Annotated in this window: 29 protein-coding genes and 1 rRNA gene; 26 read left to right on the forward strand and 4 right to left on the reverse strand. The window is 47.6% G+C overall.

Going from position 1 to position 25,994, the window contains the following annotated elements; all coding sequences use genetic code 11:
• Nucleotides 1-112: 112 nt before the first annotated feature.
• Entirely contained in the window at nucleotides 113-808 is a 696-nt protein-coding gene (locus BLV50_RS29075) for a phosphatase PAP2 family protein (RefSeq protein ID WP_090811399.1), read from the reverse strand.
• 179 nt (nucleotides 809-987) lie between these two features.
• On the opposite strand from BLV50_RS29075, the gene BLV50_RS29080 reads away from it, so the two are divergent.
• Together BLV50_RS29080 and BLV50_RS29085 are read left to right on the forward strand one after the other, a co-directional pair.
• Nucleotides 988-2,007, forward strand: coding sequence for an asparaginase (locus BLV50_RS29080; protein ID WP_090811401.1), 1,020 nt, complete (start codon nucleotides 988-990; stop codon nucleotides 2,005-2,007).
• 143 nt (nucleotides 2,008-2,150) lie between these two features.
• Nucleotides 2,151-2,876, forward strand: a complete 726-nt coding sequence (locus BLV50_RS29085) for a pirin family protein (RefSeq protein ID WP_063566607.1) — start codon at nucleotides 2,151-2,153, stop codon at nucleotides 2,874-2,876.
• A gap of 122 nt (nucleotides 2,877-2,998) precedes the next feature.
• On the opposite strand, the gene BLV50_RS29090 is transcribed toward BLV50_RS29085, so the two are convergent.
• Complete coding sequence (locus BLV50_RS29090; protein ID WP_063566608.1) at nucleotides 2,999-3,223, reverse strand: DUF1128 domain-containing protein; 225 nt, start codon at nucleotides 3,221-3,223, stop codon at nucleotides 2,999-3,001.
• Between the two features lie 160 nt (nucleotides 3,224-3,383).
• Here BLV50_RS29090 and yyaC point away from each other — a divergent pair, with 160 nt between their 5' ends.
• The 5 genes from yyaC (at nucleotide 3,384) to BLV50_RS29115 (ending at nucleotide 9,541) form a co-directional block, all read left to right on the forward strand.
• The gene (gene yyaC / locus BLV50_RS29095; protein ID WP_079697093.1) at nucleotides 3,384-3,926 is read left to right on the forward strand and encodes a spore protease YyaC; all 543 of its coding nucleotides are present in this window, start codon (nucleotides 3,384-3,386) and stop codon (nucleotides 3,924-3,926) included.
• A 76-nt stretch (nucleotides 3,927-4,002) separates the two neighbouring features.
• On the forward strand, nucleotides 4,003-4,794 hold the full coding sequence (locus tag BLV50_RS29100; protein WP_063566609.1) for an alpha/beta fold hydrolase: 792 nt from the start codon (nucleotides 4,003-4,005) through the stop codon (nucleotides 4,792-4,794).
• Between the two features lie 240 nt (nucleotides 4,795-5,034).
• Entirely contained in the window at nucleotides 5,035-5,724 is a 690-nt protein-coding gene (locus BLV50_RS29105; RefSeq protein WP_063566640.1) for a DUF6483 family protein, read from the forward strand.
• A 90-nt stretch (nucleotides 5,725-5,814) separates the two neighbouring features.
• A complete protein-coding gene (locus BLV50_RS29110; protein WP_072735632.1) occupies nucleotides 5,815-7,092 on the forward strand; it encodes a class I SAM-dependent methyltransferase in 1,278 nt (425 codons plus the stop codon).
• A gap of 1,006 nt (nucleotides 7,093-8,098) precedes the next feature.
• Nucleotides 8,099-9,541, forward strand: coding sequence for an O-antigen ligase family protein (locus BLV50_RS29115; protein ID WP_256338074.1), 1,443 nt, complete (start codon nucleotides 8,099-8,101; stop codon nucleotides 9,539-9,541).
• A gap of 174 nt (nucleotides 9,542-9,715) precedes the next feature.
• On the opposite strand, the gene BLV50_RS29120 is transcribed toward BLV50_RS29115, so the two are convergent.
• Nucleotides 9,716-10,063: a hypothetical protein gene (locus tag BLV50_RS29120; RefSeq protein ID WP_064640579.1), complete on the reverse strand. Its 348-nt coding sequence runs from the start codon at nucleotides 10,061-10,063 to the stop codon at nucleotides 9,716-9,718.
• Between the two features lie 160 nt (nucleotides 10,064-10,223).
• Here BLV50_RS29120 and BLV50_RS29125 point away from each other — a divergent pair, with 160 nt between their 5' ends.
• From BLV50_RS29125 to BLV50_RS29205, 17 genes are all read left to right on the forward strand, one after another.
• Nucleotides 10,224-10,838, forward strand: coding sequence for an undecaprenyl phosphate transporter UptA (locus BLV50_RS29125; RefSeq protein WP_063566612.1), 615 nt, complete (start codon nucleotides 10,224-10,226; stop codon nucleotides 10,836-10,838).
• 2 nt (nucleotides 10,839-10,840) lie between these two features.
• Nucleotides 10,841-11,410 (forward strand): thioredoxin family protein, encoded by a 570-nt coding sequence (locus BLV50_RS29130; RefSeq protein WP_090811405.1) that lies wholly within the window; start codon nucleotides 10,841-10,843, stop codon nucleotides 11,408-11,410.
• 6 nt (nucleotides 11,411-11,416) lie between these two features.
• The gene (locus BLV50_RS29135; RefSeq protein WP_090811407.1) at nucleotides 11,417-12,049 is read left to right on the forward strand and encodes an MBL fold metallo-hydrolase; all 633 of its coding nucleotides are present in this window, start codon (nucleotides 11,417-11,419) and stop codon (nucleotides 12,047-12,049) included.
• A 271-nt stretch (nucleotides 12,050-12,320) separates the two neighbouring features.
• On the forward strand, nucleotides 12,321-12,572 hold the full coding sequence (locus BLV50_RS29140; RefSeq protein WP_143021589.1) for a hypothetical protein: 252 nt from the start codon (nucleotides 12,321-12,323) through the stop codon (nucleotides 12,570-12,572).
• A gap of 209 nt (nucleotides 12,573-12,781) precedes the next feature.
• Entirely contained in the window at nucleotides 12,782-13,219 is a 438-nt protein-coding gene (sigY, locus tag BLV50_RS29145) for an RNA polymerase sigma factor SigY (RefSeq protein ID WP_256338073.1), read from the forward strand.
• Between the two features lie 2 nt (nucleotides 13,220-13,221).
• Nucleotides 13,222-13,557, forward strand: coding sequence for a YxlC family protein (locus BLV50_RS29150; RefSeq protein ID WP_090811411.1), 336 nt, complete (start codon nucleotides 13,222-13,224; stop codon nucleotides 13,555-13,557).
• Nucleotides 13,550-13,786, forward strand: coding sequence for a hypothetical protein (locus BLV50_RS29155; protein ID WP_090811413.1), 237 nt, complete (start codon nucleotides 13,550-13,552; stop codon nucleotides 13,784-13,786). Before BLV50_RS29150 ends, BLV50_RS29155 begins: the two co-directional genes overlap by 8 nt.
• A gap of 126 nt (nucleotides 13,787-13,912) precedes the next feature.
• Nucleotides 13,913-14,296, forward strand: coding sequence for a hypothetical protein (locus BLV50_RS29160; RefSeq protein WP_024631336.1), 384 nt, complete (start codon nucleotides 13,913-13,915; stop codon nucleotides 14,294-14,296).
• Between the two features lie 303 nt (nucleotides 14,297-14,599).
• The gene (gatC, locus tag BLV50_RS29165) at nucleotides 14,600-14,887 is read left to right on the forward strand and encodes an Asp-tRNA(Asn)/Glu-tRNA(Gln) amidotransferase subunit GatC (protein WP_063566618.1); all 288 of its coding nucleotides are present in this window, start codon (nucleotides 14,600-14,602) and stop codon (nucleotides 14,885-14,887) included.
• A 27-nt stretch (nucleotides 14,888-14,914) separates the two neighbouring features.
• Nucleotides 14,915-16,372 carry an Asp-tRNA(Asn)/Glu-tRNA(Gln) amidotransferase subunit GatA gene (gatA, locus tag BLV50_RS29170; RefSeq protein ID WP_064640573.1) on the forward strand — a complete coding sequence of 486 codons (1,458 nt, stop codon included), beginning with the start codon at nucleotides 14,915-14,917 and terminating at the stop codon, nucleotides 16,370-16,372.
• A gap of 26 nt (nucleotides 16,373-16,398) precedes the next feature.
• On the forward strand, nucleotides 16,399-17,838 hold the full coding sequence (gene gatB, locus BLV50_RS29175; RefSeq protein WP_090811415.1) for an Asp-tRNA(Asn)/Glu-tRNA(Gln) amidotransferase subunit GatB: 1,440 nt from the start codon (nucleotides 16,399-16,401) through the stop codon (nucleotides 17,836-17,838).
• 120 nt (nucleotides 17,839-17,958) lie between these two features.
• Nucleotides 17,959-18,423 (forward strand): GNAT family N-acetyltransferase, encoded by a 465-nt coding sequence (locus BLV50_RS29180; protein ID WP_063566621.1) that lies wholly within the window; start codon nucleotides 17,959-17,961, stop codon nucleotides 18,421-18,423.
• A gap of 32 nt (nucleotides 18,424-18,455) precedes the next feature.
• Entirely contained in the window at nucleotides 18,456-19,166 is a 711-nt protein-coding gene (locus tag BLV50_RS29185; RefSeq protein ID WP_063566622.1) for an MgtC/SapB family protein, read from the forward strand.
• Between the two features lie 146 nt (nucleotides 19,167-19,312).
• Complete coding sequence (locus BLV50_RS29190) at nucleotides 19,313-19,906, forward strand: hypothetical protein (protein ID WP_063566623.1); 594 nt, start codon at nucleotides 19,313-19,315, stop codon at nucleotides 19,904-19,906.
• Nucleotides 19,907-19,932: 26 nt separating this feature from the next.
• Nucleotides 19,933-21,333, forward strand: a complete 1,401-nt coding sequence (locus tag BLV50_RS29195; protein ID WP_090811417.1) for a DUF4097 family beta strand repeat-containing protein — start codon at nucleotides 19,933-19,935, stop codon at nucleotides 21,331-21,333.
• Nucleotides 21,334-21,507: 174 nt separating this feature from the next.
• Entirely contained in the window at nucleotides 21,508-21,930 is a 423-nt protein-coding gene (gene perR / locus BLV50_RS29200; protein WP_024631328.1) for a peroxide-responsive transcriptional repressor PerR, read from the forward strand.
• Nucleotides 21,931-22,067: 137 nt separating this feature from the next.
• Nucleotides 22,068-23,798, forward strand: coding sequence for a glycosyl hydrolase family 18 protein (locus tag BLV50_RS29205; RefSeq protein WP_083584880.1), 1,731 nt, complete (start codon nucleotides 22,068-22,070; stop codon nucleotides 23,796-23,798).
• Nucleotides 23,799-23,922: 124 nt separating this feature from the next.
• Here BLV50_RS29205 and BLV50_RS29210 read toward each other — a convergent pair whose 3' ends face one another.
• On the reverse strand, nucleotides 23,923-24,327 hold the full coding sequence (locus BLV50_RS29210) for a YgzB family protein (RefSeq protein WP_053778954.1): 405 nt from the start codon (nucleotides 24,325-24,327) through the stop codon (nucleotides 23,923-23,925).
• Between the two features lie 122 nt (nucleotides 24,328-24,449).
• On the opposite strand from BLV50_RS29210, the gene BLV50_RS29215 reads away from it, so the two are divergent.
• Complete coding sequence (locus BLV50_RS29215) at nucleotides 24,450-25,331, forward strand: nucleotidyltransferase-like protein (RefSeq protein ID WP_244552237.1); 882 nt, start codon at nucleotides 24,450-24,452, stop codon at nucleotides 25,329-25,331.
• 466 nt (nucleotides 25,332-25,797) lie between these two features.
• A 16S ribosomal RNA gene (locus tag BLV50_RS29220) occupies nucleotides 25,798-25,994 on the forward strand; the annotation flags it as partial.

Raw genomic sequence — 25,994 nt, forward strand, 5'->3', positions numbered from 1 at the left:
GATGTAGGATGGTGTCTGTTCGCGTTTGCTTACTTCGTATATAAACGCCGTGCTTCCAGGTGAAACAATCAATGTAGGGAGATCTATACTGGAAATTATAGGATAGTACAATTCAGACGGAACGTTGAATCCCTTTAATCATACAGAAGATCCAAGCCAGTCCTGCAGCAAATCCGGTGAAAACGTCGGTTGGAAAATGTACACCCAGCATGATGCGGCTGAGGCCGACCAGAAATATAAATGTGATTCCGCAAATGACAGGCAGTGCAACTCCAGACATACGTTGATGTCGTTCAATCGCCCAGATGACAAAGAGCATGCCATAAAACCCCATCGAGATCATCGCATGACCACTTGGAAAACTATATCCATGAACAACCAGCAGATGTTCCAGCTCAGGTCTACTACGCCTGAATATTTCCTTCAATAAGGTGTTGAGAATCCACATCATGGCAAAACTGCTGAGTAACGCATAACCATATATGAGGCAACGGGGACGACGCTGCCACAAGAAAAGAATTGAAAAACCGATAGCTGCCATGGCAGAAAGTCTGAAAGAACCGAGCGCAGTAATGAATGAAATGAAAGGCAACAGATGAAGACGTGAATCTGAGTTCAGATAAAATAACTGCTGGATCCTGTCATCCAATGAAAGGATAACATCGTTACCCAGCAACGCTCCCAGAGCCGCCAGCAAGAAGACGACCGAAACGCTGGCTATAATTCCGACACCAGCCCAGTTGAGCAGTGGACGTACTGAAGTTTTGCGAGCTAACCCGGAAGTGGGTAATTGCGTTTTGCGCAGCATAAATAAGTATCTCCTTCAGTAATGGTAGTAGGTAGATAAAGATTGATAAAGGATTACCCGAAATGTCTGTCGAAAAAACTGTAAAAACGTCGCTTTTGTACTATACTATTTAAGATATCCCATGCGGCGTCGTGACGCAAAGCAGAGATGAATTCGGGAGTATAAAGGAGAGAACTCGCATGGAGAGTGCCCTGTTAATTAAAGAATACCGTGCGGGCGTTATGGAATGCGCCCATTACGGACACATAAGCATTACGGATGAGAACGGCAATGTTGTATATTCAGCCGGAGATCCGCATTTTAGAGCGTTTACCCGTTCATCTGCCAAGCCCTTTCAGGCCATTCCGGGAATTCGTGCTGGTATTGCTGGGCATTACGGTCTGACAGCTCAGGAGATTGCCATTATGTCTTCCTCACACCGTTCGGAGCCGATGCATATTCAGGTGTTGGAGCAGATAGAAAGCAAAATAGGGTTGGGTGAAGAGTGCTTGATTTGCGCACCGAGTTACCCCCTCAATGAAGAAAGCCGAAATCAATGGCTACGATCTCAAGGAGAGAAGCGTCGTATTCTCCACAACTGCTCCGGTAAACATCTGGGCGTTCTCGCATACACTCAGATGAAACAGGCCGATTTGGGAAGTTATGCAGAACCAGAACATCCGGTACAGCGTGAAATTCTTGAGACCATGGCCTATATGGCAGGGATTGAACAGAAAGAGATTAAACTTGGGACGGATGGCTGCGGCTTTCCGGTATTTTCGTTGCCGTTATCGGCTTTGTCGAACGCATATCTGAAGCTGGCTTGCCCGGATCTGATCGAGGACCCATCTACACGTTCGGCGGTAGAGACCATTACTGGAGCCATGAACGAATATCCGTTAATGGTAGGAGGAACGCAGCGTGTGGATTCCGTGCTGCTTGAAGACAGCAACATTGTAGCCAAAGGTGGCTTCAAGGGTGTATTTGGTTTTGCCCTGAAAAAGGAACGCCTCGGAATTACGTTCAAAGTGCTTGATGGTTCGGAAGAAGAATGGGCCTATATTGCCCAATCCATTCTGGAGCAGATTGGCTACAGCAATCAAAAAACCATCGAGCGACTGGCAGAAGTATATCCACCTGACATTCGGAACGACGCAGGTAAAGTCGTAGGGCGGGCAGAGATCGAATTCAAGCTTCACTCACCTGAAGAAAGCGTATAACCATATGCAAGGGGCGTGATTAGAATTCCCGGACCACGGGTAAAGATGACATACCAACTGGTATTGATCTATAGAATTCTAAATATACACGCAAGAACTGCTGCGAAAGTGCGGCAGCTCTAAACCCTTGGAGGTGGATGAACATGATTAAAGTAGTGACATCGGAAGAAAGGCACACGTCGGATCGAGGTTGGATACACAGTGAATTCAGCTTTTCCTTTGCGGACTATGATGATCCAAGCAATGCCCATTTTGGTTGTCTTCTGGCTCATAATGACAACACACTGATGCCGCAGGAAGGCTTTAAGCGACATCCACATCATGACTTGGAGATTGTTAGTTATGTCATATCAGGTACGTTGAAACATACGGATAGCATGGGAACGGAGCAATTGTTGGAACCGGGAACAGTTCAGGTCATGAGTGCGGGCACTGGCGTAGAGCATTCAGAGACTAACCCGTCAGAGGATGAACCGGTACGCTTTCTACAGATGTGGTTCCTGCCATCCCAGCGCATGTTGAAGCCCTCGTATACTAATCGTCGTGTAGAGGCTCAGGAGCATCTGAACCGTCTTTGTCCGATTGTATCGGGGCAAGGGGGAGAAGGAGCCGAGGGAGCATTGCCTATTTCACAGGATGTAACTTGTTATCTATCCCATCTGGAATCCGGTCAAAAATTAATGTACCCTCAACATGAAGATAGGCGTACACATCTCTTCCTGATTAGTGGCCATATCGAGATTGTATGTTCAGACGGCAATTTCAATCTCAAGCCGGGTGATGCTGCACGAATCCGCAAAAGCTGTGATCTGCAAATTACAGGTACAGGCAGCGAGACGGCTGAATTTGTATTGGTGGATTTGCCTTGACGAAAAAAACAAACGCAAGAGGACCTGTCTCCACTGTGATGTGGAGAACAGGTCCTTTTTGTACGGCTTGTTGTAGCTGCCTTCGTAAAAGAGTCTCTCAAAGTTTGGTGGGCGATACCGCCCTAGGATTTGCGGAGATTACCCAGTTCGGAAGCGACAGCTTCCACTTCAGAGATACTCAGATGTTCCTTGCTTAGGACCATTTCATACAGGTCAAACAAATCTTCATACTTCGCAAGTGGGAAAGACGAAGCCTGCATGGCAGCTCCACTGGCCATCCGCAACTTCGTTTTGATTGCTTCAATCATATATTCCATGTTGGCTGCGCTTGCTTGCGTTAAATCCATCGTTATGTCCATCCCTTCCGTATCGGAAACTGTTGTCATTGTATCATGATTGGACAGGCTCAGGCCAATGCTTTTGCGACGAAATCAAGCATCGGGTAAAATGAGGAATATAACAATAGAGACTCAGGCAGGAAGTACATGTGTATAAGGAGGTAAGAGATTGGCCGTATATAAGCGGGAATTGGTTCGTCATCAAAGTAGGGAAGCCCGCCACAATGTGCAGGGAGAAGACTTGGTATTATTTTTCAAGCACATCTATAAGCTTCATTCACCGGATGAAATCACCTTTGTCTGTATCGGGACGGACCGTTCCACCGGAGATGCTCTGGGCCCACTGACAGGCAGTCTACTGCAGGAGTATGGAGTGAATCACGTTGTAGGAACTCTGGCTTCTCCTTGTGATGCGGATACACTGGAGAAGAGGCTGGCGCTTGTCCCGTCACATCATGCCATCATCGCCATTGATGCTTGTCTGGGTCCAAAACAGGCAACAGGTACATACTATCTTGCGGAACATCCACTGATTCCGGCAAAATCGGTTGGAGGCAAGCTGCCGCCAGTTGGTCATTACAGCGTGGCTGCTGTAGTGAATGCTAATGGACCGAGACCTTATTCCATTCTACAGATGACCTCGCTTCATTTCGTTATGGGCATGTCCAGATCGATTGCAGAGGCGGTCGCCGAAGCAGTGAAATACAGATAAACGTTTCATTAATGATATGCAGGCTTAATAATATACAACTTGAATTAATTTAATTCGCGCAGAGAGAGGGATTTATATGGAAAAAGTGATGTGTGACGGAACGACGATTTGTTATGCCGAACAGGGTAAGGGAGAAGCACTCATTTTGCTCCACGGATACTGCGGCAGTTCATCCTACTGGGATGAAGTGGTGCCTGAGCTTGCACGCAGCTATCGTTGCATCGTACCCGATCTGCGTGGACACGGAAAAACGGACGCACCTGTAGGTAGTTATACCATTGATCAGATGGGCAATGACGTATTGCAATTAATGGATGAGCTAAAGGTGGACAAGGCTTTCCTGCTCGGTCACTCCATGGGCGGATATATCGCACTTTCTATCGCACAGCGCCACCCAGAACGATTGAATGCCTTCGGCTTGATTCATTCCACAGCCTATCCGGATAGTGAAGAAGGCAAAGAAAAACGCCTTCGTGCAGTATCCACCATTCAGACGGAAGGCATTGTTCACTTTGTAGATGGGCTGGTTCCCGGTTTGTTTGCACAAGAACATTTGGAATCGCTATCGACGCAAGTGACTCGTGTGAAGGAAATTGGTTACCAGACTGCGCCACAAGGGGCAACTGGAGCTGCACTGGCTATGCGGGAACGACCGGATCGTCGTGATGTATTGTCCGCTACACCGCTTCCTGTCCTACTGGTTGCCGGAGAGAAGGATGCCGTCATTCCGCCGGAACGTACATTCACAAGTGACAAACCACATATTACACAAGCCGTGATTCCTGGGGCAGGACATATGAGCATGTATGAAGCTCCGGAAGATTTAATTCAGGTCATTAAACAATTTTTGACGGGATTATCGAAGTAATAATGGAACATGAATAGAGTATCGGATGATTTCGCCTCCTTGGCGGAGCGTCGGTATTTTGCTAAACCCCTGCAACGTTCGCTCAAGAACGGCAGGGGTTTTATTTGTTCAGGGCCAGAGCATAGGACGAGCCATAGACCATGTTTTGGCTTTTTGTCATGGCATGAATTAAAATGATGAGAATGGATCATGCAAGTGAAACTGGAATGTACACGATCGAATGATGAGGGGGCACATAGCATGTTCAGGAAAGATTATCTGCTCCGCATGATGGAGGAAATGACAGAAGCGATCGGCAAAGTATTTACACTTAAACAACAGCGAAAACACACGGAGGCTCTGTCCGAGCTGGACGAGCTGCTGCGTAGGCAGTTTGGACTGAATTTATCTCTGCTGAACTCACTGCCGGCCGAGGATGTCATTGAAATGTTCCGTTTTCGCGGCGTCATTGAAGTGGACAATCTGCAACAAGCCGCCAGGCTGATCGAAGAAGAGGCGTACATTTATAATGAAAAGGCCAAAGTAGAGGGCATAGATGACCAGGAAAAAATGGAGTCGGAGAATGAAGCACTTATTCGTCTGATGAGATCACTTCATTTTTACCTGTACGCACTGAATAATGGGGCTAATCCGAAGCTGCTGGATGCACCAGATCGTGTGGAGGGAATATTGGAGCAGACGAAACAATACGAACTTCCGGCACGAACGGAAAAGCAGCTTGCCCTGTATCGTGAACAGCAGGGGCGTTATGATCAGGCTGAGAATAGCTGGTACAGACTGCTGCAGGTAGATGACAGCCATCCCATTCAGTATCGGGGTGAGGTACAGGCTTTCTATGAAAGGTTAAGACAACTGGAAGATGAGCAATTGCAACAAGGTGGTTTGCCTCGTGAGGAAGTGGAAGAGGGGATTGCCGAGCTGAACCGTTAAACCGATGAATAGGCCGTTAACTTGGAGAGGGAACGGAATTGTGTTATGGTAACGGTTGACCAAACCAAACCGAAAGTGAGATGTACCCCCGTGGATTCATTGCGAAAGCTTATACAAGACATCTTTGAACAGAATTCGCTGATTACAGCGACCTGGAGCCAGCTGCGCAGACGGGACAATGTCTCGTATACGAAAGTGCAAGTCAAGCCGGTAACGCTCAAGAATCAGCTTCATTATCAATTCGCATTTCATTATACCAACAAAGTGCTGCACGAGAATTTGGCTCCGGATGAAGCGGCAGAGCGCATGACTTTGCTATGCGAAGAGACGTTTCGTCAAGGACTGCTCTGTACTACAGACGCAGACTATCAAATTTTGATCAGCAAAAAATATAAAGTGTCCATCTTGACCAAGTCGCCTTCCAAGACTGCGGTGGACCTCTCGCATAATCGCAAAAAGCAATATGTGCTGGAAGATGGAGTTCCCGTTTCATTTCTGGTGGAGCTGGGGATTATGAGCGAGGAAGGCCGCGTTTTGGCTCGCAAGTACGACAAGTTCAGACAGATCAACCGTTTCCTCGAAATGGTTCAGGACGTCATCCCGCATCTGCCGGAGGGCCGTCCACTTACCATTGTTGATTTTGGTTGCGGGAAGTCTTATCTCACCTTTGCTTTATATCACTATTTGTCCGTACAGCAGCGCAGATCGCTTAAAATTATTGGCCTCGACTTAAAAGCCGATGTTATTGAACACTGCAATGATCTGGCAAACAAATTGCATTACGGTGATCTTAAGTTCCTCGTTGGAGACATTGCTGACTACGACGAGTTGAATGAAGTGGATATGGTTGTAACGCTGCATGCCTGTGATACAGCAACCGATGCTGCTTTGGAGAAAGCCGTTCGTTGGGGCGCTTCGGTCATTCTGTCTGTACCGTGCTGTCAGCACGAGCTGTTTGATCAGATTGAATCCAACGTGATGAACCCGTTGTTGTCACACGGTATTCTGAAGGAACGTTTCTCCGCTTTGGCAACCGATGCCATTCGGGCCAAGCTGCTCGATCTGATGGGATACAAAACGCAGCTGCTTGAATTTATCGACATGGAGCATACGCCGAAAAATATTTTAATCCGTGCCGTACGAGGCCAGGCTGGGCAGACTGCTGACATGTGGAACGAATATACCGCATTCCGTGATTTCATTCACGCAGATCCTTATTTGGAGCGGGCTTGTGCGGACTTGCTCCCAGGTGGTGGCAAGCTGAAAGAAGCTGCACCGAACCAAGGGGCAGATGCGAGCCAGGAGAATTCAAATGGAGAATCGACCAAAGGTGTCACCCAAGATGCCAGCCACTGTGATCACTGTTGAATGTGAATGTCTATGGAACAATGAAAAGTGATGCATAATGTTTGATGGCAGATGGCAAGAAGGATGATACATGATTGAGTTGCTTGATCCTTTGAGACGATGCAGTTCGTCTGCCATCGCCGTTGACGGGACATACTGATAAGAGGGTCCCGTGAAAATAAATATAATGTGCCAAAGGCATGAAATCAGGCAGAAGACCCTAATAGGGCTTCTGTCTTTTTTTGTTTGAAATTCATTAAGAGGAATACGGAGACGGGAGAAAGGAGAGGGACATATGAAGGGAGGAAAATCAGATGAGAAAGCCAAGTGGAGTTCAGAATCGGCATTAACGGCAGTTCTTGGTTTAATTGCAGTGGCTTTACTGTTGACAGGATGTCTATGTAGGGGATTGTTTTATGCTACGGACGTATATCCCATGGTACTCATGGCATCAGGAAGTGTACTTATTTGGTTTGTTTTGTTCATTATGTGCTTTAATGCACCGAAGACGAGAGGGCAGTTAGGGATTGCTCAGTGGTTGGATTACCTCAAACGACTATATGGGGCGATTATGCAGTATGCTCACTTCCGCTGGATGCTTTGGCCCCTGGCAATAGCAGTCTGGTTTGGCCTGCATATAGGGCTGGGCTCTGTCAGTGTACAGGGAAGCTTGGAGGAGATGCTGCGCTGGAGCCTTCTGGCGATATTTGCATTGCTAACAGTTATGTTGGCCGCACGCGCGAACGGAGCGAAATGGTTTGCCTGCGGCTGGCAATTGGCAGGCGGCCTGCTTGTTCTAAGCGGAGTGCTAGCCGCGTGCGGTGTGCTGCCGCTGCCTTATGGGGTCATGCGAACCGCTGACCCTGAGATCAGCTCCGCCGGAGCCAGGCTCGGCGGATTGCTGCAGTACCCTAATGCGTACGGTGCCATCGTTGGCATGTACGCATTGGAGCGGCTGGCTGCCGCCGCGCGCGCTATGGCCCGGCCGTTGTCGGCCGGGCGGCTCATCGCGGCAGCACTGCCGCTCATGCCCGCGCAAGCCGCGCTCCTGCTGAGCGAGTCGCGCGGCGCTTGGCTGGCGACCGGCTGCGCCGCGGTCGCCGCCTTCGCTTTGCAGCGGCGCGGTGCCCGCCTGCCGCTGCTGCTGGCCACAGCCGCGCCCTTGGCGTGCGCGGCCTGGCTCTACCGCCAGCTGGCTGCGGCCCAGCTGGCGCCTGCACCCGTGCCCGGCCTGCTGGCACTGGCCGGAGCATGGGCAGCTGCGCTGCTCGGCACGCTGCTGCTGTGCCGTTTGTGGCACAGCGGCGCTCATGCCCGCGCCGCTGCCCTCACGGCCACAGTGCTGGCGGGAATCGCCGCCGCCACTGTGGCCGTGGCCTCCACAGCCGACCGCATGGCGGCTGGTGTCGGCACAGGGCTGTCCCGCCTTCAGATGTGGCGGGACGCCCTGAAGCTCTGGACCGAGGCCGCATGGCTGGGCCACGGGGGAGAGACATGGCGCAATATGTTTCGCGCCATCCAATCCTCGCCTTATGTCGGAGGCGAGGTCCACAACGGCTTCCTCGATCTGGCCCTCGATACAGGCGTGATCGGGTTACTGCTCATCGCCGGATGGTTCTTTTCCACCCTGCGAACGATGTGGAGGCATGCACCGCAGCTGCTGCCTTCGGTTATTGTTTTTGTCCTCCATGGCGCTATGGACTTTGACTGGAGCTTCACCTTCAATTGGATGCTGTTCATTTGGCTTGGGGGCTGGGCCCTCTCGTCGTCAACTCTTCAGGAATCCGTGGCTGACAAAAAACGGTCTCGTTTTCTCCGTCCGTTAAGCCCGTGGCCTCAACGGATATTAACCGGACTGTTCGTCATGTTTTGGCTCGGCGGCACAGTCTGGCTTGCTGGACAACAAGTGGCGGCAGAACAACAATATCGTTTAGCCATGTCAAAAAATACAGAAGGTGCTGAACGTAAAGCGCTTCTTACTGCGGCGTACAAGTTCAACCCTTACAGACCGGATATCGCCATCTCCCTGTCCCGTACGCTTCCAGCGAAAAAGGCTGACTCCATATTGGTGCAGAGCTTGTCCTTTTCCCCTGTTTCACCCCAACTCTACGGAGAGCTGGGGCGGTTAGCCGCTCAATCGGGTAGAGGAGAGTCGGCCGGGAACTATTTTGAACAAGGCCTGGCCCAGAATCGTTTTGACGCGTCCAGCCAGTCCCAAGCCCTGTATTGGATGGAACAGGCATCACGGAGGGAACTGGCGTCAGGGTATGCTGAACGAGGAAGGCAGACCGCTGCTGCTGGAGTAAGGATATATGAACGTTACGGACAACTGGCCGAAAAAGTAGCATCAGAGAAGGATAGAAATGATCGGCGTTTTGAGCTTGGAGAAGACGCACTACGTTACGGGGATAATCTGCGCCTCCTTGCTTTTGATCCACTTGCTTCAGAAGTGACCAGAAAGAGTCCCTGAATATCTGACCTCATCCAACTCTAAAAGAGAACGAGATGCATGAAAACAATGATTCAACTTTTAACGGCATGAACGATCTCGCATGGATCCAACGAATGTATTGCTTTACGCCTCAGTTCAGGTTATTCAAAATCGAGCAATATGCTGTTCAACTACCTGTTCATTACTCCCAACCTACAGGCGGTATCCGCCAAATGCATTCTTAAAGGCAGCTTGCAGCGGTTCTACCTCTACACCCCATAGAGTCGCAATCTCTAAGCTGACATCCGCGTTCCACCATTCGCATAATTTTTTGCGATTATCCCGATTTTCTCCGATCCAGAGCAGATTGGCGATGACCTTCCCATAATACAATTCTTCCGCCTGCTTCATCAGCTCTGGGGAGATATATACCTTTAGCTTTTTGGCTGTTCGATACAGCTCTTTGCTGCATGCTCTTCGGATACCGCGGGCAGAAGGCAGTTTCTGGCCTGGGGTGTTATGTTTGACCGGGGGAGTACCGGGTGCTGATTTGAATGACATCTTCTCACGCTCCTCTCCCGATACCATATGCAAACGCCTGCCTGCGGGACACTATCCCAGACGGGTGAAGTAGCAACAGCTACAGGCCTGTGATAAAATAGGGACGAACATCCATGGTGCGGAAGGGCACTGCCAATCAGGATGAAGAAAGAGGGTCGAGATGGACGTTATTCATAACATTGTCAATCAATTATTCGATTGGATTCAGAGTCTTGGATACTTTGGAATTATGCTTGGACTAATGCTTGAAGTTATTCCGAGTGAAATTGTACTGGCATATGGAGGTTTTCTCGTTTCACAAGGCCATATTAATTTTTTCGGTGCATTGATTTTTGGTACTGTGGGCGGTGTCATAGCCCAGCTATTTATTTACTGGATTGGCCGTTATGGCGGAAGACCTGTACTTGAACGCTACGGAAAATACATACTGATCCAGAAAAAGCACATCGACCATTCCGAAGAGTGGTTCCGCAAGTATGGGACAGGGGTCATTTTCACGGCGCGTTTTGTTCCGGTCGTAAGACATGCCATATCGATTCCTGCCGGTATATCCAAAATGCATACGGGTCGATTTATTTTGCTGACAACCCTCGCTGTTATACCGTGGTCTGCATTGTTTATATATTTAGGGATGATACTTGGAGATCAATGGCAACATATCAACGAGAAAGCGGCACCTTATATTATGCCGATTCTGCTCGTTGCTCTCGCACTTATGATTGTTTATGTACTTATTAAATGGATGAATGCTCGTAAAAAGAAGGGAAGTGTCTAGTTATGGGAAAACCAAACTTGTCTCACAAATTCGGTAAAGGTTTGCCACCGAAAGATTTCATTGAGAGCATGACAAAGAACCAAAGTGAGTTTCAGGCAAACTATGACAGCTTTGTATGGCCAAGTGAGGATGATCGTGAATTTTTCGAAAGCCTGAATCACCGCGATGACTTGCGTGTGTTAATTTTGGCTGCTGACTGGTGTGGCGATGTGGTACGCAATGTTCCAGTCGTATTCCAGGCGCTGGAAATTTCCGGCATTCCGACAGAAGTTCTTATTTTGGAAAATCACCCTGAAGTGATGGATGAGTTCCTTACGATGGGCGGACGCTCTGTTCCTGTCGTTATTTTTGCAGATACGGGCGGACATGTACTGGGTCAATGGGGACCTCGTCCGAAACATGTGCAGGAAGTTATGGTTGAATTCAAACGTCTCAACCCGGACCGTGAAGCGGCAGATTATCAGGATAATTTGGCTGTAGCACGTCAAGAGATTGGTAAACGTTATGGGGAAGGAACGGAGTCAAATGCAGCTATTATTCGTGAGTTGCGTGAACTGATTTCGGGTTACTGAGCCGATATGCTTAACATTCGTACATTTTCTTTGGGACCGCTCCAGACCAATGCGTATCTGTTGCAGGGTGATGATCCAGGTAAAGCCATAATCATTGACCCTGGAATGAATCCGGGCTCATTACTCAAAGCTATTCAGGACCTGGAGATCGAAGCGATCCTGCTTACTCACGCACATTTTGATCATATGGGCGGCGTGGATGAAATTCGACAATTGAAAGGCTGTCCCGTTTATTTGCATGACTTGGAGAGTGATTGGCTTACGACGCCGAAATTGAATGGTTCTTTGAACTGGCCGCAGGCTACCCCGCCGCTTTCGACAGATCCAGCTGAATATGCCTTGGACGAAGGGCAGACTCTGAACTTTATTGGTCATACGTTCAAAGTGTACCATACACCGGGACACTCCCCAGGCAGTGTAAGTCTGCTGTGTGGTGACGATCTGTTTGCTGGTGATGTTCTGTTCCGTATGGGTGTAGGCAGAACGGATCTGACCGGAGGCCGTGAACGGGATCTGATTGATTCCATCCAGAACAAGTTATACACCTTCGCGGATGAGGTCAAAGTGTATCCAGGTCATGGTCCCAAAACGACAATCGGTTATGAGAAGAAGAACAATCCTTACGTGTCTGCAAGATGATCCGACAATTTATGTGAAGAAAGTCTGGACAAGTGACAACTTTTTCATTAGAATAGCAATTAGTTGTTACAAGCGTTAAAGCACCATCTAACTGAAGCAATACAAAGAAACACCCTAACTTGCGAAGCACGCAGACTGTGGTCTATACCCGGTTTGCGTTCTTTTTTTGTTTTCAGCTACTTTTTTATCAAAGTTACATCCGTTTAACCCTACATACAGATCGTTGACAAGTATCTACAGAAGATCGTCTAATGAGAGCGAGGAATTAGAAGTGGAGAAAAAGCGAGTGATTCAGTTTGGACAACGTGCCGAGAACCTGATCATCGAAGAAAACCGTCTAGCAATGGAAAGTGGCAGAATAGAAGCAGTTACCCAGCGTCCTCAACTACATAACTACATGAATAATGAGATGAATCCAATCAAGGATCAACAGCAAAATATATGGAGAAGTCGTTTATTAAGCAGTGGAGCCCGCAACCAACCGTGGTTCGACAAACTGCAAGATTACCGAAATGAAGTCTGATTGCCCGGGAAATTGTCGGCTTCAGATTTTTTTTTGGATTGAATTGAACGTTTCTGCAGAGCCTGTCGTAATAACATAAGACTGAGCGGAGAGCAGGTGATGATGCAGATGGAGGCAGCCGAACTGGAAGAGGTACAGAGAGCGATACAGGGGGATGACAGTGCACTGGCAGTGCACTGGCAGAACTGCTGCAGCGTCACTACGCCTTTGTGTATAAGTATCTTGTCAAAGTAACGATGGACCCCAACGTTGCTGAGGAGACGGTGCAGGATACGATGATTCGATGTATGGAAAATATTTATAGATACGATGGCTCGTCTGCCTTTTCGTCATGGATGATTACGATTGCCACCCGTATATATATCGACAAGTCCAGGCGCAGGCGAAGAGAACAGATTTGGCTGGAAGCCATTCGGAATCAGGCTGTACGGAAATTGCGGTGGCAATTTGAGAGCCGGAATGAAGAATGGACAGATGTTATGGATGCCATGACAAGGTTAACCCCAGAACATCGTATTGCCGTCCTGCTGAAGCATTATTATGGTTATGGCTATGATGAAATTGGTGAAATGCTGGGTATTCCATCCGGAACGGCGAAGTCTCGAACTGCCTATGGCCTTCGTCAATTGAGAAAGGAGCTGGGTTGAGCATGAGCAGATCTGAGGAACAGGATGAACAAGAGATTCTGATGCGAATGCAGCAACAGATGAAAGTGCTCGATGATGCGTATGAGCCTGTAAACATTCCTTCATTAGCCTCCATTGAAGCCCAAGTCAAGGAACGAAAACAAATGAGACGACGAGCCAATCGGATCGAAATGATTTTGTTCTGGATTGTGGGATTGTTCATTATAGCTTTTGGTGCCTTATTGTTCCATTCGGCTCCAGCTCTATATTTGGGTATCCAGGCGATTAGCTTGTGCGCAGCGATTGCCGTGGGAGTAATCTGGTCAGGGAGACGCCGGAAGGAGACTCGTCATGAATGATCTGCATTATTCTTTAAATGAGATTCCTCTCATATGGCTTATTCTGATTGCCGTTCTTTTGCTAATACAGGGAACATGGATCTTTCAGGATGCACGCAGACGTGGCCGTTTCCCCTGGTTATGGGGATTGTGGGGCATTACCGGATTCCCAACACCTTTGATCATATATTGGTTCATTGTGGTGCGAGCAGATCGCAGACCCCCTAAGCAAACGTCGGACAAATCATAGAGTTCACGGGTTGGAAAAAAGATTTTGCACAAATGTTTTGTTTAATTCTAGTAATCGTAGACAGCGCTATTCTTTTCTAGTAGACTATACAAATAATAAAAAGATAGACTACCAGGAGGTTAGACGATGCTGCGATTAGGAGAGAAGGTTGTCATCGTCGCGGATGCGTTTGAGCAGAATCTTCCTGTGGGGGAATATGGTTTCATCATCGCTTATGACCGGAATCCGGACAATGCGTTCGATTACGTGCTTCGAGTGCCGCAGGTGAATCGGAACTTTTTTGTTCCATCCGGCGACGTCGATCTAGAAGAGGTTCTGCTGAAGCAGGAAGCTGAGCGGGTCGAGCGAGAAGCGTTGATAGATTACGCCCTTGCGACACACAATGAGAAACTGTTTCATCATCTGATGAACGGAGATTTTCAAGCTGTGGAAGAGGAAGAGGAAACCGCGAACGATGTTATGTCCCAGGCGGATTTTATAAAGCAGGTTAACCTGCGTGCATGGATTTAGAATTTTAAGAGTCGGCTGATGCCGGCTCTTTTTTGATTAGACTGGAACATATGAACGTTGAAGCTCCTCATTATCCTGGTTAACGCGTAAAAATTCAGTTAATAGGTTTTGAAATTCGCATTAAAGGAAGACTCCCCTGATGTGGTGTTATTTTGCATATTCGGTAACTCGGGTCATTTGCATTGAATTGTCGAACTATCTCACCTATAATGAAAAAAGTTATCTTGGGACTTTAGCCCGTTAAACGGACGATTCGTTTTCGGCGGTTTCAGGAATTAGAACGAATGAAGGAGGCATCCGGAAATGAGTATTTCGAATAATGACGTTCAGCATGTGGCCAAGTTGGCCCGGCTTAATTTGACTGCTGAAGAAGAGCAAACCCTGACAGGGCAGCTGAACGCGATTTTAAAATATGCTGAGAAGCTGAATGAACTGGATACAGAGAACATTGAGCCTACCACTCACGTGCTGCACGTCAGCAATGTGATGCGTGAAGATGAGACGAAGGAAAGTCTGTCGATTGAACAGGTCATGCGCAATGCACCAGATGAAGAAGACGGGCAATTCAAAGTGCCTGCTGTAATGGAATAACGGATAACCGGAAGGAGGACGAATTACGTGAGTTTATTTGAACAATCGTTGCCGGAGATACATAACAAGCTGCACGCCAAGGAGCTGTCGGTCAGCGATCTGGTGAATCAGGCATATCAGAACATTGGTGAACGGGATGAAAAGGTTAAGGCTTATCTGGCGCTGGATGAAGAACAAGCACGTGCTCGTGCACGTCAACTGGATGATCGTCTCGTCAGCGGTGAGGAGAAAGGTTTGCTTTTCGGTCTGCCAGTCGGCATTAAGGACAACATCGTTACGAACGGACTGCGCACAACATGTGGCAGCCAGTTTCTGCGCAATTTCGACCCGGTGTATGATGCAACCGTTGTCGAGAAGCTGAAAGCAGCGGATACCGTGACGATCGGGAAGTTGAACATGGACGAATTCGCCATGGGCGGCTCCAATGAAAATTCAAGCTTCTACCCTGTACGTAACCCTTGGGCACTCGATCGTGTTCCAGGCGGCTCCAGTGGTGGATCTGCTGCGGCTGTTGCGGCAGGAGAAGCTTATTTCACATTGGGATCAGATACAGGGGGCTCCATCAGACAGCCTGCATCCTATTGCGGCGTTGTTGGTTTGAAACCGACCTACGGACTCGTTTCCCGCTTTGGTCTGGTTGCATTCGCATCTTCCCTGGATCAAATTGGTCCTTTGACGAAAAATGTCGAGGATTCTGCCTATGTGTTGCAAGCCATTGCTGGTTATGACGCCAAAGATTCGACATCCGCGAAAGTGGATATCCCGGATTACCTGAGCGGACTGACAGGGGATGTCAAAGGACTTCGTATTGCTGTTCCGAAGGAATACATTGGTGAAGGCGTTGATCCTCAAGTTAAAGAAACCGTCCTGTCTGCCCTGAAAGTCCTCGAAGGACTCGGTGCAACATGGGAAGAAGTATCGCTTCCGCATACCGAATATGCGGTGGCTACGTATTATCTGCTCGCTTCCTCAGAGGCTTCTTCGAACCTGGCTCGTTTCGACGGCGTACGTTATGGTGTTCGTGCAGACAATCCGGAAAACTTGCTGGATCTGTATCACCAATCCCGTAGTCAAGGTTTTGGTCCTGAAGTGAAACGACGCATCATGCTTGGAACCTATGCACTCAGCTCGGGTTACTACGATGCGTATTATTTGAAAGCTCAGAAAGTGCGTACGTTGATCAAACAGGATTTCGACGACGTATTTGCTAAATATGATGTCATCATTGGGCCAACTGCGCCAACAACGGCATTCAAACTTGGATCCCAAGTCGATGACCCACTTACGATGTATCTCAACGACATTCTGACTATCCCTGTCAGCCTGGCTGGTGTACCTGCAGTCAGCATCCCTTGCGGATTCTCGGATGGACTGCCTGTTGGCATGCAGATTATCGGTAAAGCTTTTGATGAAACGACCGTACTGCGCGTAGCGCATGCGTTTGAACAAAATACGGAATTCCACAAGCAGCGTCCGCAGCTGTAGACTGCCCGGAACGGAGGAATATAGAAATGTCCGCATCTAAATATGAAACGGTCGTTGGACTTGAAGTCCATGTCGAGTTGCATACAAACTCCAAAATCTTTTGCGGCTGCTCCACTGCCTTTGGAGCTCCGCCAAATACACATACTTGTCCGGTCTGTCTCGGACATCCAGGCGTATTGCCTGTATTGAATCGCCAGGCTGTAGATTACGCGATGAAAGCAGCCATGGCCCTTAACTGCACTGTTGCTGATGTCAGCAAGTTTGACCGCAAAAACTACTTCTATCCCGATTCTCCGAAAGCATATCAGATCTCACAATTCGATCAACCGATTGGTGAGAATGGCTGGATCGATATTGAAGTCAACGGTGAAACGAAGCGAATCGGCATTACGCGTCTTCATCTGGAAGAAGATGCAGGGAAGCTTACCCACGTGGACGGCGGCTATGCTTCATTGGTCGATTTCAACCGTGTTGGTACGCCGCTCGTGGAGATTGTCTCTGAGCCGGAGATTTCTTCTCCGGAGGAAGCTCGTGCATATCTGGAGAAATTGCGTGCCATCATGCAGTACTGTGATGTATCCGACGTGAAGATGGAAGAAGGTTCACTGCGTTGTGATGCCAACATTAGTTTGCGTCCGCATGGACAAGAGAAGCTGGGAACGAGAGCCGAACTGAAAAACATGAACTCCTTCCGTGGCGTTCAGCGTGGTCTGGAGTATGAACAATTTCGCCAAGCGGAAATTTTGGACGACGGCGGCGAAGTGGTTCAGGAAACTCGTCGCTGGGATGAGTCTCAAGGGAAAACACTGTCGATGCGTGGTAAAGAGCAAGCGCATGACTATCGTTATTTCCCAGACCCGGACTTGGTGAAGCTGCATATCGATGCAGCCTGGAAAGAACGGATCAGAGCTTCCATACCGGAGCTTCCGGACGAGCGTAAAGCCCGTTATACCGCTGATTATGGACTGCCTAATTATGATGCGGAGGTTATTACCTCTTCCAAAGCGGTCGCTGATCTTTTTGAAGATAGTCTGAAATACACCAAGGATGCCAAAGCCGTATCCAACTGGATTATGGGTGATTTGCTTGGTTATTTGAATACCAGCAACCTTGAATTGACTCAGGTGCCACTGACTGGCCAAGGTCTGGGTGAGATGATTGGATTGCTTGAAAAAGGTACAATTAACAGTAAAATCGCCAAAACGGTATTTAAGGAAATGCTCGAGAGCGGCAAGCTTCCACAGCAAATTGTTGAAGAAAAAGGTCTGGTCCAGATTAGTGACTCAGGTGCCATTCTCGCGATTGTGGAGCAGGTTGTTGCGAACAACCCGCAATCCGTGGAAGATTACAAGGCTGGTAAGCAGAAGGCCATTGGCTTCCTCGTTGGTCAAGTCATGAAAGAAAGCAAAGGCAAAGCCAATCCGGGACTAGCCAATCAACTGCTTACAGATGTACTGAACCGCTGATCCATCCGGTGAGGCCGGACAGAAAGAGGCTCGTCCCTGTGACAGCCTCTTTTTGTTAGGGCATAAGTTTGATTTTATTGTCCTGGATTCAGTGGACGTACGAAGGAGATGAGGTATGTTATGAAGATTCAATCTTTGTCATTGAATGATCTGGAGACCGTAGGGCAGCTCTGGCGACTGCAGCATGTAGCTTATCGGCTCGAAGCCGAGATCATCGGGTTCCAGGAAATTCCGCCTTTGATGGATACGATGGAGACACTTCAGAACTGTGGAGAGACTTTTTATGGCTATCTGGACACGGATGGGGAATTGCTTGGTGCGATTGCAGTGGATGAGGAAGAGATCAATACGTTGACGATCACACGCATGATGGTGCACCCTGATCATTTTCGTAAGGGGATTGCTGCTGCTTTGATGACGTATGTGTTTGAACAGTATCCGGATCTTCCGCGTTATATCGTTTCCACAGGAACGTTGAACCAGCCAGCCGTGAAATTGTATACCAAATTCGGTTTTAAGCCCGTGGAGGTTGTACAGATTGCACCTGGAGTGGAATTAACGACATTTCATAAGAATAAAGATTAATGATGTGAACAACTGGAGGAGGAATACCGGCTTTGGGCAATCCCTGGTTAATAGATGAGTGGCACATTTTATTGCGATTATTACTGGCTATGCTGCTTGGAGGGCTTGTAGGCCTGGAGCGGGAGCGTTCCAATCATGCTGCCGGTCTGCGTACCCATATTTTGGTATGTCTTGGATCTGCACTAATCATGATGTTGTCTATTTATGGTTTTAAAGATTTTGCAAATGAATTAAACGTAAGAATTGATCCGGCCCGTCTGGCTACAGCCGTTATTACAGGCGTTGGGTTTCTCGGAGCGGGCACGATTCTTTTTACCGGCAAATCGATTACCGGACTGACAACGGCGGCTTCCATTTGGGTTGTGGCAGCCATCGGACTAGCAACAGGCGCAGGATTCTTTTTTGCCTCCATCGTGTCAACCGTCTTGGTATTACTTAATCTCTGGGTATTCAACAAGTTGGAGCTTAGGTATATACGAGGAAACAAACTGCATGTCGTTACACTTCATACTTTGTCTGAGCCCGGTTTTCTGGAACAGGTATCTTCTTTTATGGAGCAGGAGAAGATCAAAATCCGTAAAATAACGGTGAATGAACAGGATTTGGCTTATGCTGAAATGATATCGGTTGAACGCAAAATTGAAATTGTGCTGCATGTCTACATGCCACATGAATTGAGTGCAGTGCATCTCGTATCCAAGTTAAGACAGTGGGAACATGTAACGAAAGTGTCAGTCGAATAATTGAATTAAACCCTCTGAGGCCTTTAGTGCCGGAGGGTTTTTGCTCATAACCATATTTCTTCCAGTTACTCTCCCGGCTCTTTAGGGTACTATCTAACCAAATGCATGAAGAGCGGGAACATCAGCCCGGAAGAAAGGAGTCGTTTATGAAACGGAAACGTCAGTCGAACAACACTTCCAGCGGAACGCGCGGAAAACCTGTCCGAAATCGAACTCACAAGTTTATTGCCGGGTTACTAAGTGCAGTTATTCCGGGTCTGGGCCATATTTATCTCCGATTATACATGAGAGGTCTGACTTTCATGATGCTTGTACTACTGGACCTGTCAGCACTCTTGTACTTCTCAACCATTGGAATACAGATCAATGTACCATTGCTTATCCTGTTGGCGTTGTTTATTCCGGTGATTTACTTTTACAATGTATTCGACGTATTGCAATCTGCGGACTGGGTGATGATGCGCAGGAGAAGAGCGGTTACCCACAATAGCTCGGACAAGCCCATTCCTAATGAACGTTCTGCAGGGGAAGCCATGATGGTGTGGGAAAGAGGCATTTCGTTTGGATTGCTCCTGATTGTAGGGGGATCGCTGCTGGTATTGTTCTTTCGTAAACCACGTTGGTTTAAAGAGTTAATCGCTGTGTATGGCGGATACACTTTTGCTGTTCTGATGATCGCAGGAGGACTAATCCTTTTCGGACGGGAAATCTGGGTCATGCTTCGCAAGAAGAAAATCTAGTGTGAACTATTCAAGGAGGGATAGCCATGAACCGTAAAGTCCGGGTCGGCCGCTATACGGCTGCCGCCTTACTCGTAGCTGTCGGTGTGCTGTTGATTTTGGATAAACGGTGGGGAACGGACTATGTATATGAGATGGTCGATTGGTGGCCCCTCTTGCTCGTTGTGTTAGGTGTAGAATACATACTGTTGTTCTTAGTGACACGTCGAAGAGGGAATGCAGGTTCAGACAACCAAGGTGAGAAAATTAAAATGCGCTTCAGACCCGATGCGAAGGGCATCCTGACGTCCCTTGTCCTGACGGCTTCTGTATTTATCGTTTCTGAGCAGGATCATTATATGCATTTGTGGAACAGGGTGAGTCTTAATCTCGGAGCGGCATCCATGGACTATAGTCAGGCAGCAGGATATATGGAAGATAAGGGCACGATTCGGGTGCCTGTAGGTATGGATACATCGGACCTTGTTGTTGAGGGAGTGAACGGGGATATCTCGATACAGCGGGGGGATACGGAAGAAATTGAAGTGCGCACGGTAGTTTGGGTGGATCAGACAACTGAAGTACAGGCCAAAGCAGTGGCGGACGCTTCTTTTGTTGAGGCAGACGGGACAAAAGTGATTCATATCAAGACTACAGGCAAAACGTATGGAGAGAACGAGAAAACACAGCCGCGGATGAATATCACCATAACGATCCCGGATGATCGTCGTTTCAATCTCGATATTCGGACGTCCAATGGAGCCATATTGTTGAATCGTCCGGAAGCCATTAGTACCATTTTGGCCGAGACCGGAAATGGACGGATTAGAATTACGAATGCCGTAGGTGATATTTCCGGTAAAACGCTGAATGGTGATGTCGTTGTGGCAAATGCGATCGGAAATGTGGACTTGAACAGTAATCGTGGGGACATGAAGGCCCGTGGGGTTTCTGGAAATGTGAATCTGACTACACAAGTCGGAAGTATTAACATCACGGACTCCGTCGGAGAGATCACAGCGGATACACGAAACGGAAATATCAATGTAGACGGCGCAAGCTTGGCAGTTAAAGCTCAATCCCTCAATGGCAGTATAAGTATTGTATCCGCCAAAGTAGGCGGTGACTGGGACGTTTATAGCGCTGTAGGAGCTATTAACATTCTGCTTCCGGAGCGGGGGGATTATAGCCTCAGTGGTTCCAGCAGTTATGGAGATCTGCAAACGGATCTGCCGTTTAAAGTGAAGAATAAAACGATTGAGGGCCAGCTTGGTGAAGGAGAGTATACGGTTAAAGTTGAGGGGAACAGCGACCTCACGATTGATCGTAATCCTGCAGTGCCTCCTGTTGGAACGAATTCACTGGATTCGGAAGATACGGATGATAACTTGGAACAAATGACCGAAGACGGACAGAATTCCCAAGGCGAAACGTCCGAAGTTCCCTGACTGGCGCGTTGACAATAAACTTGCAATCGCCGTACAATAAATATAAACTGGCAAGGTTACACGGCAGGAAAATGTAATGTCGTTGTTCCAGCCGAGGATCAACTCTGAATGAAGAGAACATGTGATCATACATTCTGTCTCTGCAGAGTAATGAAAGGTAAGGCGGTGGGTTTTATGGCAACACGTGTCCAACATGCGTTGGAGCATCTGAAAACGACCGGTGTCCGTATTACACCCCAGCGTCATGCCATATTGAACTATCTGATGGAATCCATGGGGCATCCGACAGCCGATGAAATTTACCGTGCGCTTGAACCCCAGTTTCCCAGTATGAGCGTGGCGACTGTATATAACAATTTGAAGATGTTTCTGGAAGCGGGCATGGTCCGGGAGTTGACATACGGGGATAACTCAAGTCGCTTCGATGCCAATGTGACGGATCATTACCATGTTATCTGTGATAAATGCGGCAAGATTGAAGATTTTAGTTATCCTTCGCTAAAAAGCGTGGAGCTCCAGGCGGAGTCAAGTACAGGATTTGAAGTACATGGTCACCGGTTGGAAGTATATGGTGTTTGTAAAAGTTGCAGGGATTAAGAGAGATGAATTACAATATTAACGTGCAGAATTCAGTTTGGATTCTTCACGTTTTTTGTTTTTAGGACGATAGAATTTATATAGTCTTCAGCAGTTTAGCTATTTCATGATTCAGCATGATTAACGGAGGTAGACGTTTGAGTAGAAAAAGCAGATATACACGTCAGAAGCGCCGCTCGTTCTGGCCTGGATTTTTGGCTGCCTGTGTTGTTGCAGGCGGTGCTTATTGGCTAATAACGAATGTTTGGCTTAATCAGATTCACGAAGACCCCGACTGGATTGGTATGAATCAACCTATTTTTGTAGACGGACAATTGATGGATGGCGAGGCTTCAGGAACGGGAGATCAGCTTAAATTGCCCGTATCGGTGCTGCAAGAGGCGATCGATTCCGGAATACGTTATGAAGCAGACACAGGAGATATCATTATTGCAACACCGCAGCGAGTACTCCATATGAAGGAAGGCAGTACGAAAGCGGAACTTAATCATCGAGATTATCCCATGACGGTTAAACCGGAGGTGGTTGGGGGGGAAGCTTATATTCCGCTCAAACCATTGAAAGAAGTATATGGGATAGCTATACAGGAAGATGTTACAACGGGTGCCGTTCTGCTGATGCGTGGAGGTGACACGATTCAGTATGCGGAGATTAATACATTGTCTTCCAAGGCAGACAAAACGGTTCCTTTGTACAAACGCGGGGGAGAATCTTCTCCCATCATCGCCGATATGGAGCAGGACGCACGAGTAAGGGTATGGCAGACAGGTGATGACCAGAGCTTTGTTCAGTTGGATAATGGTTATGCCGGTTATGTGGCTAATAAGTATGTCACTCTTACGGAGAAAAAGGAACTGGACAAGCCTAAATTTACCCTGACTGCGGCGGAGAAAAAGTGGCAGAATAAACCGGTCAACCTGGTTTGGGAAGCCGTATACAACCGACAGCCTGATGTGTCTTCGATTGGCAAGATGCCTGGAGTTAATGTGGTAAGCCCCACATGGTTCCATATTACAGATGGACAAGGCAACGTAAAAAGTAAAGGGGATAAAGCATACGTCAACTGGGCTCACCATTCCGGCATGGAAGTATGGGGCTTGATGGATAACAGCTTTGATCCGGATGTTACGAAAGAAGCCGTGGCCTCATATGAGACACGTACGCGTATTATAGAGCAGATGCTAGAGTATGCACAGACGTATCATTTGGACGGCATTAACATTGACTTTGAGAATGTCTATACAGACGATGGACCGAATATCACTCAATTTGTCCGCGAAATCAAAGCAATGGCGCGCATTCATGGTTTGATGCTCTCGGTTGATGTTACGCCGAAATCGAACAGTGAGATGTGGTCTGCTTTTCTGGATCGTCGCTCGTTAGGCTCTTTTGCCGATTATATTGTCGTTATGGCGTATGACGAGCACTGGGCTGCGAGTCCAAAGGCCGGTTCGGTTGCCTCGCTTCCTTGGACCGAGTCTTCTATGAGAAAGATCCTGGAAGAGGATGAAGTACCATCGAACAAATTGATTATGGCTGTGCCGCTATATACTCGAATCTGGACGGAAGAGACCAATGATCAAGGAGAAGTGAAAGTGTCCTCCAAAGCGGTAGGCATGAGCACCGTCGCAGACCTGATCAAGGAAAAGAAACTCAAACCTGTTCTGGATAAACAAAGCGGACAGAATTATGTGGAATATTCCGAGGATGGGGCCACTAAGAAAATCTGGATAGAAGATGCCGTTTCGCTTCAGGCACGTGTTGATTTGGTTGCTTCGTTGAAATTGGGTGGAGTAGCTGCATGGAATCGAAGCTTCGCCGATGCATCGGCATGGGAGACGCTAAAACAGGCAGGGTATTCGAAATAAACATGAAATAGCTCTCTTTGAACTTATATATTAATTAATTTAAAAGTGCTTCTGAAATTCAAAAAAAGGTCCGGTGAAGATACCGGGCCTTTTTTCTGTCTCTGGGCTTTGATGAAAAGAAAATCTAGCTGTTGGAACTCATGCCATGATCTGTGTCGGAAGGGGATGGAGGTGTGGAATGCGCTTTCAGTTGTGAACTGGTAGTATTGGCCTGATTAGGGTCCAGGGTAAGGATGGTGTGACAGAACATACAACGATCCGTCTTGCCGAGCATTTTGGTTAACTTGCCACATTCCGGACAGTCCACTTGTACTGCGCTTGTGGAAAGCATACCAGCCCAGAAATAAATGGCCAGACTAGCCATCATGGCTATCAGGCCGATGACGAGTCCCACAGCAGCAAATACTTTGCCTGCGTGTCCCCAGAACACAATTCCGGCCGTTCCCAGTACCATTAGGCCCATGCCTAGCATGGTAAGCAGTAGTCCCCAAGTGCGAAAAGCATTAATTTTTGCTGATTTAAAAATCATGAAAAATGCTCCTATCGTATGAGTAGTATCGGACCTGGATAAGAAGGAAACTTCAGCCTACATGTAGAATTACATTATAACTGACTTGGCGCTTATCTGCCATGAATTGTATGGAGGGAATCGTGGAACTAAAGAACCTTGCTTTTTTGTCCGAACAGTCGGAAGAGACAGGGGCAGTTGGGGCTATCGCTTATTCCCACCCGGGAGAGCGATTCCACGGCTCCCTAATCCAGGATTTTGAATTGCTCGTACTTGTTGTTCATAATACCGACCAGTTGATATCCAAGGTTGGACACTACAAATATGGTGATCTTCGTTATCAAATAATCTATGTCAGCCGTCATGAGCTGCAGAGCAGTGTAATCACGGGGGATAACAATAACATCATGCAGTGCCTAATTGAAGGTGAGATCATCTGGGAAGCGGATAACGCCTTGAGTGATTTGCGAGAGGAACTATCTGCTTTTGGAACCGAACTGCGTGAGCAAAAGCTGCTACATGAATTCGCCAGTTTTTTGAGAATGTATGTGGAAGCGAAACGTTACATTCAAGAAGGCCATGTTGTTGATGCCTATTACAATGTACTTGAGGCTCTGGGGAACTGGGCAAGAATTGTACTTATTGAACAGGGGATCTACCCAGATCATGCGGTCTGGACACATGTGCAGAGTTTGGATCGTGCTTTGTGGAAGCTCTATCAGGAGCTTACAGTAAGTTCAGAGACTCTGGAACAGAGAGTTGAGCTTGTGCTGCTTGCTTGTGAATTCTCAGTGATGTCCAAAATGAGCGATTGCTCTGGATTGCTTCTGCGTGTGCTTGGAAGTCGAAGAGAGCCGTGGAGTATGGATGAACTTGTCCATCATCCACAGTTGAGATTCGTACGGGAGGATTTGCCGCTTATCCTTCGTAAGCTGGTGTTTCGTTCTATAGTAAAAGAATCGGCAGGATGGCCATCCTTTATAGGAGGAGATGGGCGGGAAATCCGCTATTGGATTGAGGCGTAGTTACTCGTGAAGCCTGACGTTATATGGATTATAAAGTGGGAGGGGAAACCTTCCTTTTTTGTTTGTTTAATAATTTATAAAAAGAGGTTGACTCTTATTCAGGAAATATGATACATTATATTTCGTTCCTCAAACGAGCTTATCGTCAACAAATGATAAATTCTGCATAGGAATTAGTGAAGAACGAAAAGCTTCAAAAAAAGAAATTAAAAAAAGTTCTTGACGAAAACAAACGAAATGTGATACATTATTTAAGTCGCCGCCGAAAACACGGTTGAGACGAAAAAGAGTAACGCAAATCGAGTTTGATCTTTGAAAACTGAACAACGAGTGAGTAACGATCTTGCTTGCAAGATCGACGCTGAAAAATCGGTACAAGTCTTCGGACTGTATGATTTCAAAGCAAAATAAATGAGATTTTTAATCTCGTCAGTTTCAAAATGAGCTTATCGCTCTTTTCAATACTTTATTGGAGAGTTTGATCCTGGCTCAGGACGAACGCTGGCGGCATGCCTAATACATGCAAGTCGAGCGGACTATCAGAGAAGCTTGCTTCTCTGATAGTTAGCGGCGGACGGGTGAGTAACACGTAGGCAACCTGCCCTCAAGTTTGGGACAACTACCGGAAACGGTAGCTAATACCGAATAGTTGTTTTCTTCTCC

It is taken from the genome of Paenibacillus sp. 276b, assembly GCF_900107875.1.
GTDB lineage: Bacteria > Bacillota > Bacilli > Paenibacillales > Paenibacillaceae > Paenibacillus > Paenibacillus marchantiae.

Bases quoted from the DNA above. Each gene is read 5' to 3' on its own strand.
- BLV50_RS29075 (WP_090811399.1), bottom strand. From the start codon at position 808: ATGCTGCGCAAAACGCAATTACCCACTTCCGGGTTAGCTCGCAAAACT.
- BLV50_RS29080 (WP_090811401.1), top strand. From the start codon at position 988: ATGGAGAGTGCCCTGTTAATTAAAGAATACCGTGCGGGCGTTATGGAA.
- BLV50_RS29085 (WP_063566607.1), top strand. From the start codon at position 2,151: ATGATTAAAGTAGTGACATCGGAAGAAAGGCACACGTCGGATCGAGGT.
- BLV50_RS29090 (WP_063566608.1), bottom strand. From the start codon at position 3,223: ATGGATTTAACGCAAGCAAGCGCAGCCAACATGGAATATATGATTGAA.
- BLV50_RS29100 (WP_063566609.1), top strand. From the start codon at position 4,003: ATGGAAAAAGTGATGTGTGACGGAACGACGATTTGTTATGCCGAACAG.
- BLV50_RS29105 (WP_063566640.1), top strand. From the start codon at position 5,035: ATGTTCAGGAAAGATTATCTGCTCCGCATGATGGAGGAAATGACAGAA.
- BLV50_RS29115 (WP_256338074.1), top strand. From the start codon at position 8,099: ATGCCCGCGCAAGCCGCGCTCCTGCTGAGCGAGTCGCGCGGCGCTTGG.
- BLV50_RS29120 (WP_064640579.1), bottom strand. From the start codon at position 10,063: ATGTCATTCAAATCAGCACCCGGTACTCCCCCGGTCAAACATAACACC.
- BLV50_RS29125 (WP_063566612.1), top strand. From the start codon at position 10,224: ATGGACGTTATTCATAACATTGTCAATCAATTATTCGATTGGATTCAG.
- BLV50_RS29130 (WP_090811405.1), top strand. From the start codon at position 10,841: ATGGGAAAACCAAACTTGTCTCACAAATTCGGTAAAGGTTTGCCACCG.
- BLV50_RS29135 (WP_090811407.1), top strand. From the start codon at position 11,417: ATGCTTAACATTCGTACATTTTCTTTGGGACCGCTCCAGACCAATGCG.
- BLV50_RS29150 (WP_090811411.1), top strand. From the start codon at position 13,222: ATGAGCAGATCTGAGGAACAGGATGAACAAGAGATTCTGATGCGAATG.
- BLV50_RS29155 (WP_090811413.1), top strand. From the start codon at position 13,550: ATGAATGATCTGCATTATTCTTTAAATGAGATTCCTCTCATATGGCTT.
- BLV50_RS29160 (WP_024631336.1), top strand. From the start codon at position 13,913: ATGCTGCGATTAGGAGAGAAGGTTGTCATCGTCGCGGATGCGTTTGAG.
- gatC (WP_063566618.1), top strand. From the start codon at position 14,600: ATGAGTATTTCGAATAATGACGTTCAGCATGTGGCCAAGTTGGCCCGG.
- gatB (WP_090811415.1), top strand. From the start codon at position 16,399: ATGTCCGCATCTAAATATGAAACGGTCGTTGGACTTGAAGTCCATGTC.
- BLV50_RS29180 (WP_063566621.1), top strand. From the start codon at position 17,959: ATGAAGATTCAATCTTTGTCATTGAATGATCTGGAGACCGTAGGGCAG.
- BLV50_RS29190 (WP_063566623.1), top strand. From the start codon at position 19,313: ATGAAACGGAAACGTCAGTCGAACAACACTTCCAGCGGAACGCGCGGA.
- BLV50_RS29195 (WP_090811417.1), top strand. From the start codon at position 19,933: ATGAACCGTAAAGTCCGGGTCGGCCGCTATACGGCTGCCGCCTTACTC.
- perR (WP_024631328.1), top strand. From the start codon at position 21,508: ATGGCAACACGTGTCCAACATGCGTTGGAGCATCTGAAAACGACCGGT.
- BLV50_RS29210 (WP_053778954.1), bottom strand. From the start codon at position 24,327: ATGATTTTTAAATCAGCAAAAATTAATGCTTTTCGCACTTGGGGACTA.